The sequence below is a fragment of the Streptomyces sp. DSM 40750 genome, assembly GCF_024612035.1.
Classification (GTDB): domain Bacteria; phylum Actinomycetota; class Actinomycetes; order Streptomycetales; family Streptomycetaceae; genus Streptomyces.
The window spans coordinates 7,524,607-7,538,908 of the sequence record NZ_CP102513.1; the positions used below are offsets into that span (position 1 = coordinate 7,524,607).

A 14,302-nucleotide genomic window follows, 5' to 3' on the forward strand; every position below is an offset into this window, starting at 1 on the left:
AACCGTTTCACCGGGGGAGTTGGAAGCACCCGTGACCACCTGGACCGACCACACCGCCGACCGACCCATCGCGCTCACCGCCCCGAGCGGCATCGACCGGGCCGCCCACCACCGGCTCGACGAGGCCTGGCTCGCCGCGGCGTGGAGCCACCCCACGACCCGCTGCTTCGTGGTCTCCGGCGGTCAGGTCCTCATCGACGAGACCCCGGACGGCACCACCGAACTCGTCATGATCCCCTCCTTCGAGGCCCCCCTCACCGAGGCGCACCGCTACTTCCTGGGCACCGACGCCGACGGTGTGAGCTACTTCGCACTCCAGAAGGACACACTCCCCGGCCGCATGGACCAGTCCGCGCGCCCGGCCGGACTGCGCGAGGCAGGCATGCTGCTGTCACCGCGCGACACGGGCCTCATGGTGCACGCGGTCGGCCTGGAGAACTGGCAGCGCACCCACCGCTTCTGCTCCCGCTGCGGCGAGCGCACGGTGATCGCGGCGGCCGGCCACATCCGCCGCTGCCCGGCCTGCGGCGCCGAGCACTACCCGCGCACCGACCCGGCGGTGATCATGGCCGTCACGGACGACGAGGACCGCATCCTGCTCGGCCGCCAGGTCCACTGGCCCGAGGGCCGTTTCTCCACCCTGGCGGGCTTCGTGGAGCCCGGCGAGTCCATCGAGCAGTCCGTACGGCGCGAGGTCCACGAGGAGGTCGGTATCACCGTCGGCCAGGTCGAGTACATCGCCAGCCAGCCATGGCCCTTCCCCTCCAGCCTCATGCTGGGCTTCATGGCCCGTGCCACCTCGACCGCCGTGGACGTCGACGGCGACGAGATCCACGAGGCCCGCTGGTTCTCCCGGGAAGAGCTGCGGGCCGCGTTCGAGTCCGGGGAGGTCCTGCCTCCCTACGGCATCTCGATCGCGGCCCGACTGATCGAACTCTGGTACGGCAAGCCCCTGCCGACGCGAGGTCACACCGGCTAGGTCTCCTCCGCCGTTACGCGCCGATCTTCTGCTTGACCTGCGCCAGCGAGGGGTTCGTGAGCGTCGAACCGTCCGGGAAGAGGACGGTGGGGACCGTCTGGTTCCCGCCGTTCGCCTTCTCCACGAACGCGGCGGACTCCGGGTCGTGCTCGATGTTGATCTCGTCGTACGTGATGCCCTCGCGGTCCATCTGGCTCTTCAGCCGACGGCAGTAGCCGCACCACGTGGTGCTGTACATCGTCACAGTGCCCGCCATGTTCCTGGCGCTCCTTCACGGTCCGGGGGATGCGTGGTCGCAGTGAGTGGAACGTACGCGACAGGCCGGCCATTCCCGTGGGCGGGTAGGTCCACCACCGCGGCCAGGCGGGCCCGCCGCACCGGAACGCGGGCGCGCCTGCCGCATTAGTACGACTGCGAGTGCCTGCCTGTGGACAACCGGCTCAGCCGTCTCCGGCGACCTGGCAGCATGGCCATGTGACATCAGCAACGCACTCCACCCTCTTCCCGCAGGTCCCCGACTCGGCCGACGCGGTGCTCGAAGGGCTCGACCCCGAGCAGCGCGCGGTGGCGACCGCCCTGCACGGTCCGGTGTGCGTGCTGGCGGGCGCCGGCACGGGCAAGACCCGGGCGATCACCCACCGCATCGCCTACGGAGTGCGCGCCGGGATCCTCCAGCCCGCCAGCGTGCTGGCCGTCACCTTCACCAACCGCGCCGCCGGCGAGATGCGCGGTCGCCTCCGCCATCTCGGCGCCGCCGGAGTCCAGGCCCGGACGTTCCACTCGGCCGCGCTGCGCCAACTCCAGTACTTCTGGCCGAAGGCCGTCGGCGGTGGCATGCCCCGCATCGTCGACCGCAAGATCCAACTCGTCGCGGACGCGGCCGCCGCCTGCCGCATCCGTCTCGATCGCAACGAACTCCGGGACGTCGCCGCCGAGATCGAGTGGTCCAAGGTCACCCGGACCGTCCCCGCCGACTACGCCGCCGCAACCGCCAAGTACGGCCGCGATGCCCCCCGCGACCCGGCCGAGATCGCCCAGATCTACTCAACGTACGAGGACCTCAAACGCGAGCGCGCCGTCATCGACTTCGAGGACGTTCTCCTGCTCACGGTCGGCATCCTCCAGGACCGGCACGACATCGCCGAGCAGGTCCGCTCGCAGTACCAGCACTTCGTGGTCGACGAGTACCAGGACGTCAGCCCTCTCCAGCAGAGCCTTCTGGAACTGTGGCTCGGCGACCGGGACGACCTGTGCGTCGTGGGCGACGCCAGCCAGACGATCTATTCGTTCACCGGCGCAACTCCCGACCATCTGCTCGACTTCCGCCACCGTCATCCCGGCGCCACCGTCGTCAAGCTCGTCCGCGACTACCGCTCCACCCCGCAGGTCGTCCACCTCGCCAATGGCCTGCTCTCCCAGGCCCGTGGCCGCGCCGCCGACCACCGCCTCGAACTGATCTCCCAGCGCCCGCCGGGCCCCGAGCCCCGCTACAGCGAGTACACGGACGAGCCGGCCGAGGCCGAGGGCGCCGCCCGCCGCATCCGCGACCTCATCGCCTCCGGAGTCCCCGCGAGCGAGATCGCCATCCTGTTCCGTACGAACTCCCAGTCCGAGACCTACGAACAGGCCCTCGCGGACGCCGGAGTGCCCTACCAGCTGCGCGGCGCGGAGCGATTCTTCGACCGTCCCGAGGTGCGCAAGGCGGGGGCCTCGCTGCGAGCCGCCGCCCGCTTCGGCGGCAACGACACCCTCCTGGAGGACGCCGTCGACCTCCCCTCACAGGTGCGGGCCGTGCTGTCGGGCGAAGGCTGGACCGGTGAGCCGCCGGCGGGCTCCGGCGCGGTCAGGGAGCGCTGGGAGTCACTGGCGGCCCTGGTGAACCTCGCCCACGACTTCACCGCCGCCAAGCCGGATGCCACACTCGGCGACCTCGTGGCGGAACTCGATGAAAGGGCGAACGCCCAGCACGCCCCGACCGTCCAGGGCGTCACCCTCGCCTCACTGCACTCCGCGAAGGGCCTGGAGTGGGACGTCGTCTTCCTGGTCGGTGTCGCCGAGGGCATGATGCCAATCACCTACGCGAGAACGGACGAGCAGATCGAGGAGGAGAGACGACTCCTCTACGTGGGCGTCACCCGAGCGCGGGAACAACTCTCCGTCTCCTGGGCCCTGTCCCGATCTCCCGGCAACCGCCCCAACCGTCGCCCCAGCCGCTTCCTCAACGGCCTGCGCCCCGGATCCACGGCCACGGCAGGCCGGACCGGAGCAGGCGGCCCCGGAGGCGTCGAACTGGGTTCGGCGGGCGGCCGACCGGGCGGCGTCGCAGGCGGCACCGAGACCGTCCCGCGCCGCACCAGCCGGACCCCGGCTCGCTGTCGGGTCTGCGGTCGCACCCTGCGGGACGCCGGTGACATGAAGCTGATGCGCTGCGAGGACTGCCCCTCCGACATGGACGAGGGTCTCTACGAGCGACTGCGTGAGTGGCGGGCGGTCCAGGCGCGGCGCAGCGGTCAGCCGGACTTCTGCATCCTCACCGACCGGACGTTGATGGCCATCGCGGAAGCGGGGCCGAGCACTCCGGTTGAACTCGGTCGCATCCCCGGTGTCCGCGCCCGTAAGCTGCAGCGCTACGGCGCCGATGTTCTCGACATCTGCGCAGGTCGGGAGCCTGGGGACGGCGACGAGAGCGACTGATGCGAACTCGTCGAAAAAATAGTTTGCGCATGCCCCAGCAATCCCCATAGGTTCTTAGGCACGAGAGCAGCGGCCTTCTCGAAGGCCCTGGTTTCGTGGTGTACTTCATATCCGTCGGATTGGTTCGCGCCGGTCCCCGTAGACGCCGAGAGGAGGCGAGTCCAGTGATCAGCATCAACACCAGCTTCATCAGCGCGGTCAAAATGACCGATCGCTCGGCCGTCTCCACGTGCATGCTCGGCGTCTCGAACCTGGGTACCGGTCTGTCCGCCATCAGTGGCGGCCGTCCGGCGTCCTCCGTGTCTCTGGCGGGTCTTCCCGTCCGCGAACGCAATGAGCGACCGACCAAGGCACTGGAAGCAGCAGCAGTAGCGGCACAGGCGCAGGCCTATGCCTTTGCGGCGGCCGGTGCCGGATTCCGGAAGCAGACAACGCAGCACCACCTGATGTGGGCCTTCCGTGGGCCTGAACCCTGGAGTGATCCAGCCTGATCGACGATCAGGCCGGCGCCTTCAGGGCCGCGGAACCCCATCCGGGATCCGCGGCCCTTCTGTTTGTCCCCGACCGGGGGCTGCAGAGCGAAGGGGCCTCGGGACAAGAAAAGAACCCGGTACCAGCCGCCACCGGCCAACAGGCCGGAACGACCAGACGAGGAAGACGAACCGTGCAACTCGAAGCGCACGCCCCGTCCGTACCGCCTTCCGAAACGATCCCCCCGCCCGGCCTCACGGAGGACTCCACCTTGACCCCGCTCACTGCGCTCACCGCGCTCGACGACGCCATCGAGAACCTCGGCGTACCCGTCCCCTGCCGCTCCTACGACCCGGAGGTCTTCTTCGCCGAGTCGCCGGCCGATGTCGAGTACGCCAAGTCCCTCTGCCGTACCTGCCCGCTGGTCGAGGCCTGCCTCGCCGGCGCCAAGGAGCGGCGTGAGCCCTGGGGCGTCTGGGGTGGCGAGCTGTTCGTCCAGGGTGTCGTCGTGGCCCGCAAGCGGCCCCGTGGCCGCCCGCGCAAGAACCCGGTCACGGCATGAACATCACCGGAACGATCGACCGCCCCCTCACGCACGACCCCAAGAAGCAGGCCCCGATGAAGCCGTCCACGAACGAGCCCGCCGGCTCCGCGATTCCAGACTTCACGACCACCGGCGCGAACGCCTCGCGTCAGAACAGGACCCGAGAAATGCATCTCATGCCAGAAGCCCTGGCTCGTGCGCATATGCACGAGCGCCTGCACCAGGCCGAGCAGGAACGCCGGGCCATGCGCCTGGCGGTGGCCCGCCGGATGCAGCGCCGGGCCGAGCGCGCCTCGATGCGCGCCCGCCGTGCGCTCGCCATGGCGGTCATGCAGTAGCCGCTACGCGGCAACCGACATGAACCAGCCTGGACAGGCACATCAGAACATCCCATAGCAGTGGCTCCCCGCGGGGGCCGGTCCGAACGGACCGGCCCCCGCGGTGCGTTGTGACCACGGATCCGTCGGGCGTGGCGATATCGTCGCCGCGTGACGAGTCTTTCCGGGGACAGCGACAGCAGCGGCCCCACCGCGGAACGTCAGACCCTCGTGTGCGCCCGCTGTGGGACCGCCGCCGAAGCTCCCCAGCCGCTGTGGAGCTGTTCCGTGGAGAACGGCGGACGGCGCTACTTCTGCGAGAACTGCGCCCGGGAGAACCTGCGAGCGATCGAGAGCCGCCTGGACTCGGCCTGGTGGTGAGCCCTGCACCGTTGTCGCGCTGCTGATGGCAGGCGCACGGGCGCAGCCATCCGGGCCCGCAGCAGTCCTTCGGCGGAGTCATGTCCTGATAGGTCGGGAACGGCCCCGCCGAGACGGCGATCGGCCGCTTACGCCTCCGCGGCTGTCTCGCTCTCCTCCTCTTCCGATATGAACCCCGGCAGCCATTCCTCCAGTTCGTCGCGCATACGGACCGTCGCGCCGAGCTGGCACAGGACGCCGATGGTGCTCAGGGTCACCCGGTGGATGAGGAAGTAGGACGGGGGCAGATTCAGCTGCTTGCCCAACTGGTGGGCGGGGGAGCGGAGGTCGGCTATGCGGGCGGCCTGGCTGCGCATCCAGCCGCGGGCGAAGGCGAACTCGTCCGCCCGGGCCGGTTCGATGATGGGCAGCAGATAGTCGAGGACCGCGTCCGGGTCCAGGTCTATCGACTCCTTCACGAACCCTTCCGCGCGGAGCATCTCGTAGACCGCCTCGGCCTCGCCCTCGATGGTCAGCCGCAGGGCTTCACCGATCGGGGCCGGCAGGCCGCCCGGCAGACGGTCCACCGTGCCGAAGTCGAGGACGCCGAGTCGCCAGCCGCGCTTCTCGTCCGGCAGGAGGCGGAAGTTGCCCGGATGCGGGTCGGCGTGCAGGAGGCCGGTGCGGGCAGGGCCCGAGAAGAGGAAGCGGGTCAGTAGCTGGCCCGCCCGGTCGCGCTGCTCCTGAGAGCCGTCGGTGATCACCTCCGAGAGGGGTGTGCCGTCCATCCACTCGGTCACCAGCACCTGCTCGCACTGGTGCACCACGGCCGGGACCACGACGTCCGGGTCGCCCGCGAACTCCTCCGCGTGCGCCTGCTGGGCCTGGGCCTCCAAGCCGTAGTCGAGCTCTTCGGAGACCCGGTCCCGCAGCTCCGCGATGAGCGGCTTGATGTCCATCCCGGGGATCAGGGGTCCCAGGAGACGGGCGAACCGGCTGAGTTGGCCGAGATCGGAGAGAAGGGCCTCGCCCGCGCCCGGGTACTGCACCTTGACGGCGACCGCACGGCCGTCGTGCCACACCGCGCGGTGCACCTGGCCGATCGAGGCCGCGGCGGCCGGCTTCTCCTCGAACTCCAGGAACAGCTTCTGCCAGTCCTGTCCGATGCGCTCCTCCAGCACGGAGTGCACCGTGCGGGTCGGCATCGGTGGCGCCGCGTCCTGGAGCTTCGTCAGCGCCGCGCGGTAGGGACCCGCGACCTCTTCGGGGAGCGCCGACTCGAAGACGGACAGGGCCTGCCCGAACTTCATCGCGCCGCCCTTCAGCTCGCCCAGGACCTTGAACAACTGCTCCGCCGTGCGCTGCTGGAGTTCGCGGCCCACGAGCTCCGCCGACTCGCCGACGATTCGCTTGCCGAGTCCCCAGGTGGCCCGGCCTGCGATGCCGAGCGGAAGCGCGGCGAGCTTGGCGGTCCGGGTGACCGCCTTTCGGGGAAGATCAGACATGCGCCCTCCAAGTCCCAGCAGGCCGTGCCGCGTATGCCTTGCGGGACAACCTCGTTGACCGCTGATGCCCCGCCATTGTCTCGTGCGCCTCCCCGTCCTTTGATGTGTGTTCCCCGTTACGTTTCCCGACGGCACCCTTCTCAGTGGCGGAGCAGGGACATTCGGGGTGAGGCCACACCGGGCGCGGGTGCCAGGCGAACCCTGGCACCGCGACCTCCCAACGGGCACCCGCGCTGGACGGCATCCCGCCATCGAGGAAGGCGAGTGCATGCCCCGCGGCCAGTCCGGCGACGGTGGTGGCCAGCGCCAGATCGCAGGCCTCGACCTGGCGCGGGCGACCGGATCGCCACTGTGCGACCAGCCGCGGCCAGGTGTCGTCGCGGTCGGTACGGCTCTGGTCGAGGCAGCCCGCACAGCCCGTCTCACCGGGTAGGACCAGGGGGCCGACCACCCCTGTCCCCTCCACCACACCCGCATAGAGATGGGGTGTGCCCGAGGCCATGAGCGGCTCGGCTGCCGCGGGCTTGGGGGCGTGGATGTCGACACCGTCGCGTGGGGCGAGGACCACCAGCGACAGGCCGGGCTCCTCGCGGAGGCGGCTCATCGGCATGTCCTCGGACGCGTCCGCCGACGGCTGGGGTCCGCGGCGGCGCCGGGGCGGGCGATCGGGTGCCGCGTGGCGAGCGGCTCGGCGCGCCGCCGCATCCCTGCGCTCGCCGATCGACTCGGCCGGCAGACCGCCCGGTGTCACGTCCCACGGCTCGACCCGGCCGACATCGCGCACGTCGACCTCGCCTACGCCGGCCCCCGACAGCAGGGAGGCGAGCACCGCCCCCACCCGCCCCGCGCCGCGTACCTGCACCCTCAGTGACCGACGGGCGGCCAGACGCTTCATGGCCTCGCCCGGCTCGGGCGTGACCAGTGAGAGCGTTGCGGCGTCGGGGCGCAGCCGGTCCAGGACGTCGGGTTTGCCGCGTAGGTCGTCCGCGGCCGGGCCGCCGCCCGTCGCGTCGTCCAGCAACCCGGACCGGGCCAGCCGCTCCACCAGCCCGTCCACATGACCGTCCGGCAGGCCCATGCGCCGCCCCTCGTCGCGCAGGAGCGGCAGCCCGCGCGTGCCGTCGAGCAAGGCGAGGAAGCTGCCCGTCGCCGTGTCCATGGGGCCCAGCACCATGGCGTGCGCCGGTGCCAGACCGAACTGCACGGTGTTGAGATCCCGCCAGCCGCGCCGGAGCGCGGGCTTCACCATCGGATGCATGATCGGCCCCCGTAGCCAGAAATAAGGTCCCCGTCTGCCGGCGGTGCGAGTGCCTGGTCCGCCGACGAGTGCCAGCATGCACGGACCGCGACGATGCGTGTCGAGAGTTGTCCACAGGCGAAGGCATTCGTCGTACAAATCAGGCGCTCGGAGTGCGGATCGATATCGAACCGTCCCGGAGGCGGGACTTCCCCCGTGTGCAGCGGGTAACGTCGGGGCGTGCCCGCCGACCCACTGCACCGCGCCGGAACGCCACAGCGCAGCACGACGAGCCAGCCGCCAAGCGGCTCGGGGGCGAGCGCGATCGAGGTCCGCAGGAGCGCGCGACGGCGCAGAACGGTCTCCGCGTACCGCGAGGGCGATCGCACCGTCGTGCTCATCCCCGCTCGGATGTCCGAGGCGGAGGAGCAGCGCTGGGTGACCGTCATGCTCGACAAGCTGGCCGCGCAGGAAAGCAAACGGCTCCTCGGTGACACCGAACTGGCGGAGCGCGCCGCCCGGCTCTCGGACCAGTACTTCGGCGGTCGCGCCCGGCCCACCTCGGTCCGCTGGGTCACCAACCAGAACACCCGCTGGGGCTCGTGCACCCCCGCCGAGGGCAGCATCCGGCTGTCGCACCGGCTGCAGGGCATGCCCGAGTACGTCGTCGACTACGTCCTCCTCCACGAACTCGCACATTTGCTCGTACCGGGTCACGGGCCCCGTTTCTGGCAGCTGCTGGAGGCCTATCCGCGTACAGAGCGCGCTCGCGGCTACCTCGAAGGGGTGGTGGCCGCCGACCGGCTGCCGCATCTGTCGGCCGCGCGCGACGAGTGACAGCACCGCGCGGCCGTCCGTCGGAAGGCGAGCCGCGCCCCTGCGGCCTGAAGGTGAGTAATGCGAAACGGACATCTCGCGCGCGTGTGTGGGCGTTTGTGGAACGGGTGACCGAAGTCGCGCTTTTGTACCGGCTCTGTACCAGCCTCGTACGTCTCAGGACTTTGCGGTTAGCCTGACGCGACGCACTCGCAGGCGCACTCACTTTCGGGATGGGGGACGGTCGTTACGCATGGCCAGGGAATTCCAACGTGGCCACAAGGCCAAGATCAGTGACCTGACCGCGGGTACGGATCTGTACGTAGGCGTACAGATCTCCGCCCCCGGACTGACCTTCGACATCAGCTGCTTCGGTCTGGACGCCGACGAACGGCTCTCGGACGACCGCTACTTCATCTTCTTCAACCAGCCGAAGACCCCCGAGGAGTCGATCCAGCTCCTGGGGGCCCAGTCGGGCGACACGGAGTCCTTCCGCGTCACCCTCGACAAGATCCCGCCTCAGATCCAGAAGCTGTCCTTCACGGCGACGATCGACGGCAACGGGCAGATGTCGCAGATCTCCCCCGGCTACGTCCGTATCGTCGCGGGCGGCGAGGAGGTGGCCCGGTACCCGTTCGACGGCTCGGAGTTCTCCACCGAGCGCGCCGTGATGCTGGGCGACTTCTACCTGAAGGACGTCTGGCGGTTCGCGGCCGTCGGACAGGGCTTCGACGGAGGCCTCGACGCGCTGCTGAAGAACTTCGGCGGCGAGGTCGCCGAGGAGGAGCCCGCCGCCGCACCGCAGCAGCCGCAGGCCGACGCCGCGCCCGGCTTCGCCCCGCCCGCGTTCGGTGCCCCTGCCGCCCCGGTGCCCGCACCGGCCCCGGCGCCCACACAGGGGTTCGCGCCCCCGGCGCCCTCACCCTCCGTACACGCCGCGCCGACGATCGCCGCGCCCCTGAACACGCCGCCTGGCGGCACCGCCCCGCCCCCGGCCGCGCCCGCGCCGCAGGGCGGACCCTTCACCCCGCCCGGCGCCCCACCTCAGGGCGGGCCCTTCACGCCTCCTGGCGCGGCTCCGCAAGGTGGCCCGTTCACGCCTCCCGGTGCCCCCGCGGCCTTCCCGGGGCAGGCGCAGCCCTTCGGCGGCGGTACGCCACTCGCGCCCGTGCCTCCGGAGGCGGGCCTGCGCGTCGTCCTGACGAAGTACTCCGAGGCACCCGTCGGGGACCGCTGGACCGAGCAGAACCCACAGATGGTGCGCACGACGCTCACCAAGGGCGCCAACATCCTCGCCAAGCAGGGCAGCATGGTCGCCTACCAGGGCGACATCGACTTCGCCCACAAGGGTTCAGGCCTGCTCGGCAAGTTGACGGGCCAGCTCACCGGCCAGGGCATGGCCCTGATGCGCTGCTCCGGGGACGGTGAGGTGTTCCTCGCGGACGAGGGCAGCCGCCTCTTCGTCATCCGCCTGGAGAACGAGCAGCTCTACACCAGCGCGCGCGGGGTCCTCGCCTTCGACGAGGCGCTCGACACCGAGATCCGCCGTATCGAGGGCGCCGGCCTGCCCGGCGGCGGTCTGTTCAGCATGCTCTTCTCCGGGACGGGAGCAGTCGTCGTCAAGACGCGCGGCGTTCCCGTCGTGCTGCCCGTCGGCCCGGCCACCTACGTCGACGGCAACGCCGTCATCGCCTGGTCCGCCGGCGCGCAGGCCGTCACCACCACCTCGCTCAGGCTGCGCCGTTCCGGGTACGCCCGGCAGACACAGGAGGCCGTGAACCTCCAGTTCCGCGGTGCCCCCGGCAACTTCGTCGTCGTCCAGCCCTTCGAGGTGTGAGGCAGAGCATGGACCTCCAGACACTCAACGCGCACCGCTCCGCCCCCACCGGCGTCCGTATGAGCGTGCACAGCTCCAAGACGCTCAAGGTCACGATGGTCACCGGTCAGGACCTCCTGGCCAAGGCCGGCTCGATGATCGCGTACGACGGGTACGTACAGTTCGACGGCCCGCCCGCCACGCTGCGGCGCAGCGCGGAGGAGATGGTCAGCGGCGAGGGCGGCAAGCTGATGCTCTGCAGGGGCGACGGGGACCTGTACCTCGCCGACTACGGCGGTGACGTCCTCATCCTCCACCTGAACAACGAGGCGCTTTCCGTCAACGGCCCCACGCTGCTGGCCTGCGACGCCTCTCTCCAGCTCACCATCGAGCCGGTAAAGGGGCTTGCCAAGCTCTCCGGCTCGGGCCTGACCAACCTCGTGATCCGCGGCACCGGTTGGGTCGCCCTGGTCAGCCGGGGCGTGCCGATCTCCCTCGACTGCGCCGAACGGGAGACGTACGTCGACCCGGACGCGCTGATCGCCTGGACCGACGGCCTCGACATGAAGGCCCGCCGCACCATCAAGGCCAGTGCGCTCATCGGCCGGGGCAGCGGGGAGGCCTTCCAGATCGGTTTCAAGGGCCGGGGCTTCGTGGTCGTCCAGCCCAGCGAGGACACCGGCGACCGTTTCAAGATCCGTGGCTGACCGGGGCTGAGAGGAGAACAGCACACCATGCACAGCACACTCTTCGCGCACATCCCGGTGAACCACACCGAGCGCTACACACTGCAGAACCCGCAACTGCTCAAGACCGACGTCACGATCGGCAGCAGTCCCGTCCTGGCCCGCCAGGGCGCCATGGTCGCCTTCGAGGGACAGGTCGACTTCGACAGCCAGTACCGCAACCGCAGCTGGCGCAACGCCGAGCGGATGACCGGTGAGCGGCTCGAACTCATGCGCTGCAAGGGCAACGGGATCGTCTATCTCGCCAACTTCGCGCAGTACCTGCACATCATGGAGGTCGGCCGTGGCATCACCGTCGACTCCTCCGCCGTCCTCGCCTTCGACGGCTCCCTGAACGTCGGCATCGTCGCCGTGGACAGCGCCGTCGAGGTGGCCTCGGCCGGGGCGTACAACCTGGAGCTGTCCGGTGGCGGCAAGATCGTCCTGATGACTTCGGGCGAGCCCCTCGTCCTCGAAGTGACCCCCGAGAAGAACATCTGCGTGGACTCGGACGCAGTCATCGCCTGGTCGACCTCGCTGCGCACGCAGCTCCAGGCGCCGACCTCCACCTCCGCCGTGTGGCGCCGCAGGGGCTCCACCGGTGAGGGCTGGGAGATGCACTTCGGGGGACAGGGGCACGTTCTGGTCCAGCCGAGCGAGCTGCTGCCGCCGCAGCACCTGCGTACGTCCGGGGTGCTCGGACAGTTCGGCATGGGCTCCGGCGGACTGAGCGGGAACTCCCTCGGGGGCAGCCGCAACTGATCAGCAGGGACATGTGTAAGGGGCGTCCGCCAATGCGGACGCCCCTTACAACGTCTGCTCCCCCGGTCGGGGGCCTGCCCGCAGCCCGTCGGCGCCACACCGACAGACCGCCGACTCCACGAAACAGCGAGGTCAGAGCCGGGCCCGCGTGGCCTCCACCAGGCGTACGACCGACTCGTCGGCCACGGTTGCCACCTCGGCGTACGGGAACCAGCGCAGGTCGAGGGACTCGTCGCTGATCGCCTCCACGGCTCCGGCGGGCGCGAGGGCCGCGTACTGGACGTCCAGGTGCCAGGCGCACGGGGTGTGGTGGCGGTCGAGGCGGACCGGGCCGCCCGGCAGGAGCGTCAGGCCCGTGATGCCGGACTCCTCCGTCGCCTCGCGGAGGGCGGAGCCCGCCAGGGTGGTGTCCTTGGGCTCGCAGTGGCCGCCCATCTGGAGCCACATGCGCAGCTTCTTATGGAGGGTGAGCAGCACCTGTCCGCGCTCAGGGTCGATCACCAGGCCGCTCGCCGTGATGTGCCCGGCGCCGCATGCCTTCCACATGCCGTCCGGGCGGGCCGCCAGATGGTCGAGGTACGCCTGGCGTAGCTCGACCTGGTCCTCGTAGCTCTTCAGTACGAGGACCGCGTCGTCGTGCAGGCTCACTCGGTGTCGTCGTCCTTCTTCTTCAGGTCCGGCTTCTCGGTGGAGCCGCCCGCGGCCTCGCCGAGCATCTTGTCCAGCTCGGAGAAGTCCAGCTGCTCGCGGTGCACGAAGCCGTCCGGGTCGTCCAGGTCGGAGGCGGTGGGCAGCATGTCCGGGTGGGCCCACAGGGCGTCGCGGCCGTCGACGCCGCGCGCGTCCGTGAGGGAGGCCCACAGCCGGGACGCGTCGCGCAGGCGGCGCGGGCGCAGCTCCAGGCCGATCAGCGTGGCGAACGTCTGCTCGGCCGGGCCGCCCGTGGCACGGCGGCGGCGCAGGGTCTCGCGCAGCGCGTCCGCGGACGACAGGCGAGGCTTCGCGGCGGCGTGCACCACCGCGTCCACCCAGCCCTCCACCAGCGCCAGAGCGGTCTCCAGGCGGGCCAGGGCGGCCTTCTGCGCCGGGGTGTCCTCCGGCTGGAACATGCCCTGCTGGAGTGCCTGCTGCAGCTCCTCGGGGTTCTGCGGGTCGAACTGGCCGACAACGTCCTCCAGCTTGGCCGTGTCGACCTTGATCCCGCGCGCGTAGCCCTCGACGGCGCCGAACAGGTGCGAGCGCAGCCATGGGACATGGGCGAAGAGCCGCTGGTGGGCGGCCTCGCGCAGGGCCAGGTAGAGCCGCACCTCGTCCTTGCCGACGCCCAGGTCCTTGCCGAACGCCTCCACGTTGATCGGCAGCAGTGCGGCCTTGCCGGCCGGGCCGAGCGGCAGGCCGACGTCGGTGGAGCCGACGACCTCGCCCGCGAGCACGCCCACGGCCTGTCCGATCTGCTGGCCGAACATGGCGCCGCCCATCGACTTCATCATGCCGATCAGCGGGCCGGCCATGGCCTGCATCTCCTCCGGCAGGATGTCGCCCATGGCGCCGCCGACACGCTCGGCCACCGGGTCGACGAGCTCCTTCCAGGCAGGCAGGGTCGCCTCCACCCACTCCGCGCGGCTCCACGCCACGGCGGAGCCCGCGCCGGACGGCAGGGACGTCGCGTCGTCCAGCCACAGATCGGCCAGGCGGACGGCCTCCTCGACAGCGGTGCGCTCGGCGGGGCCGACACTCGCGTCCTTCGTGCCGTCGGCGGTCCCCTGGGAGACCGTCTGGCGGGCGATCTGCTTGGCCATGTCCCAGTTCACCGGGCCGCCCTCGTACGAGAGCATCTGGCCCAGCTGCTGGAAGGCGGCGCCCAGGTCGGTGGGGTTCATGGAACCGAACATCGCGGCGAACGGATTGTCGGCGCCGGAGCCGCCGGCCCCGGGGAACGCGAAGCCGAACGGGTTGGCCGGTCCCTGACCACCACCGCTCTGCTGGTCCTTCTTCTTGCCCTCGTCGCCGTCGTCCGGCTCCTCCGGCGGAAGGCCGAATCCGAATGGGGTGTCACTCACGGGATTCCTCGGCTGA

General features: G+C 70.5%; 15 protein-coding genes. 10 read left to right on the forward strand and 5 right to left on the reverse strand.

Features of this window, described 5'->3' with window-relative positions:
• Positions 1 to 31 precede the first annotated feature (31 nt).
• Entirely contained in the window at positions 32 to 979 is a 948-nt protein-coding gene (gene nudC / locus JIX55_RS33585; protein ID WP_257566982.1) for an NAD(+) diphosphatase, read from the forward strand.
• Positions 980 to 992: 13 nt separating this feature from the next.
• Here nudC and JIX55_RS33590 read toward each other — a convergent pair whose 3' ends face one another.
• Entirely contained in the window at positions 993 to 1,235 is a 243-nt protein-coding gene (locus JIX55_RS33590; protein WP_257566983.1) for a mycoredoxin, read from the reverse strand.
• 218 nt (positions 1,236 to 1,453) lie between these two features.
• Between JIX55_RS33590 and JIX55_RS33595 the strand changes: the two genes are divergently transcribed.
• The 5 genes from JIX55_RS33595 (at position 1,454) to JIX55_RS33615 (ending at position 5,386) form a co-directional block, all read left to right on the forward strand.
• A complete protein-coding gene (locus JIX55_RS33595) occupies positions 1,454 to 3,673 on the forward strand; it encodes an ATP-dependent DNA helicase UvrD2 (protein ID WP_257566984.1) in 2,220 nt (739 codons plus the stop codon).
• Between the two features lie 164 nt (positions 3,674 to 3,837).
• Complete coding sequence (locus tag JIX55_RS33600; RefSeq protein WP_257566985.1) at positions 3,838 to 4,164, forward strand: hypothetical protein; 327 nt, start codon at positions 3,838 to 3,840, stop codon at positions 4,162 to 4,164.
• A 173-nt stretch (positions 4,165 to 4,337) separates the two neighbouring features.
• Entirely contained in the window at positions 4,338 to 4,706 is a 369-nt protein-coding gene (locus tag JIX55_RS33605; RefSeq protein ID WP_030038270.1) for a WhiB family transcriptional regulator, read from the forward strand.
• The gene (locus tag JIX55_RS33610; protein WP_257566986.1) at positions 4,703 to 5,026 is read left to right on the forward strand and encodes a hypothetical protein; all 324 of its coding nucleotides are present in this window, start codon (positions 4,703 to 4,705) and stop codon (positions 5,024 to 5,026) included. The genes JIX55_RS33605 and JIX55_RS33610 overlap by 4 nt, the downstream gene beginning before the upstream one ends.
• Positions 5,027 to 5,176: 150 nt before the next feature.
• Entirely contained in the window at positions 5,177 to 5,386 is a 210-nt protein-coding gene (locus JIX55_RS33615; protein WP_257566987.1) for a hypothetical protein, read from the forward strand.
• A 128-nt stretch (positions 5,387 to 5,514) separates the two neighbouring features.
• On the opposite strand, the gene JIX55_RS33620 is transcribed toward JIX55_RS33615, so the two are convergent.
• Both JIX55_RS33620 and JIX55_RS33625 read right to left on the reverse strand, forming a co-directional pair.
• Positions 5,515 to 6,870, reverse strand: coding sequence for an ABC1 kinase family protein (locus JIX55_RS33620; RefSeq protein WP_257566988.1), 1,356 nt, complete (start codon positions 6,868 to 6,870; stop codon positions 5,515 to 5,517).
• Positions 6,863 to 8,128 carry a TOMM precursor leader peptide-binding protein gene (locus tag JIX55_RS33625; RefSeq protein WP_257566989.1) on the reverse strand — a complete coding sequence of 422 codons (1,266 nt, stop codon included), beginning with the start codon at positions 8,126 to 8,128 and terminating at the stop codon, positions 6,863 to 6,865. Before JIX55_RS33625 ends, JIX55_RS33620 begins: the two co-directional genes overlap by 8 nt.
• Before the next feature lie 219 nt (positions 8,129 to 8,347).
• Between JIX55_RS33625 and JIX55_RS33630 the strand changes: the two genes are divergently transcribed.
• From JIX55_RS33630 to JIX55_RS33645, 4 genes are all read left to right on the forward strand, one after another.
• Positions 8,348 to 8,944: a M48 metallopeptidase family protein gene (locus tag JIX55_RS33630; RefSeq protein WP_257566990.1), complete on the forward strand. Its 597-nt coding sequence runs from the start codon at positions 8,348 to 8,350 to the stop codon at positions 8,942 to 8,944.
• A gap of 232 nt (positions 8,945 to 9,176) precedes the next feature.
• Positions 9,177 to 10,760 (forward strand): TerD family protein, encoded by a 1,584-nt coding sequence (locus JIX55_RS33635; RefSeq protein WP_257566991.1) that lies wholly within the window; start codon positions 9,177 to 9,179, stop codon positions 10,758 to 10,760.
• Between the two features lie 8 nt (positions 10,761 to 10,768).
• Positions 10,769 to 11,446 (forward strand): AIM24 family protein, encoded by a 678-nt coding sequence (locus tag JIX55_RS33640; protein ID WP_257566992.1) that lies wholly within the window; start codon positions 10,769 to 10,771, stop codon positions 11,444 to 11,446.
• A 27-nt stretch (positions 11,447 to 11,473) separates the two neighbouring features.
• Positions 11,474 to 12,226 (forward strand): AIM24 family protein, encoded by a 753-nt coding sequence (locus JIX55_RS33645; protein WP_257566993.1) that lies wholly within the window; start codon positions 11,474 to 11,476, stop codon positions 12,224 to 12,226.
• A gap of 132 nt (positions 12,227 to 12,358) precedes the next feature.
• Here the strand turns inward: JIX55_RS33645 and JIX55_RS33650 are convergent, their stop codons facing one another.
• Both JIX55_RS33650 and JIX55_RS33655 read right to left on the reverse strand, forming a co-directional pair.
• Positions 12,359 to 12,874, reverse strand: coding sequence for an NUDIX hydrolase (locus tag JIX55_RS33650; RefSeq protein ID WP_257566994.1), 516 nt, complete (start codon positions 12,872 to 12,874; stop codon positions 12,359 to 12,361).
• Positions 12,871 to 14,286: a zinc-dependent metalloprotease gene (locus JIX55_RS33655; RefSeq protein WP_257566995.1), complete on the reverse strand. Its 1,416-nt coding sequence runs from the start codon at positions 14,284 to 14,286 to the stop codon at positions 12,871 to 12,873. The genes JIX55_RS33650 and JIX55_RS33655 overlap by 4 nt, the downstream gene beginning before the upstream one ends.
• Between the last annotated feature and the right edge of the window lie 16 nt (positions 14,287 to 14,302).

Coding starts and splice junctions, on each gene's coding strand:
- JIX55_RS33640 (WP_257566992.1), top strand. CDS start 10,769: ATGGACCTCCAGACACTCAACGCGCACCGCTCCGCCCCCACCGGCGTC.
- JIX55_RS33610 (WP_257566986.1), top strand. CDS start 4,703: ATGAACATCACCGGAACGATCGACCGCCCCCTCACGCACGACCCCAAG.
- JIX55_RS33590 (WP_257566983.1), bottom strand. CDS start 1,235: ATGGCGGGCACTGTGACGATGTACAGCACCACGTGGTGCGGCTACTGC.
- JIX55_RS33645 (WP_257566993.1), top strand. CDS start 11,474: ATGCACAGCACACTCTTCGCGCACATCCCGGTGAACCACACCGAGCGC.
- JIX55_RS33625 (WP_257566989.1), bottom strand. CDS start 8,128: ATGCATCCGATGGTGAAGCCCGCGCTCCGGCGCGGCTGGCGGGATCTC.
- JIX55_RS33620 (WP_257566988.1), bottom strand. CDS start 6,870: ATGTCTGATCTTCCCCGAAAGGCGGTCACCCGGACCGCCAAGCTCGCC.
- JIX55_RS33635 (WP_257566991.1), top strand. CDS start 9,177: ATGGCCAGGGAATTCCAACGTGGCCACAAGGCCAAGATCAGTGACCTG.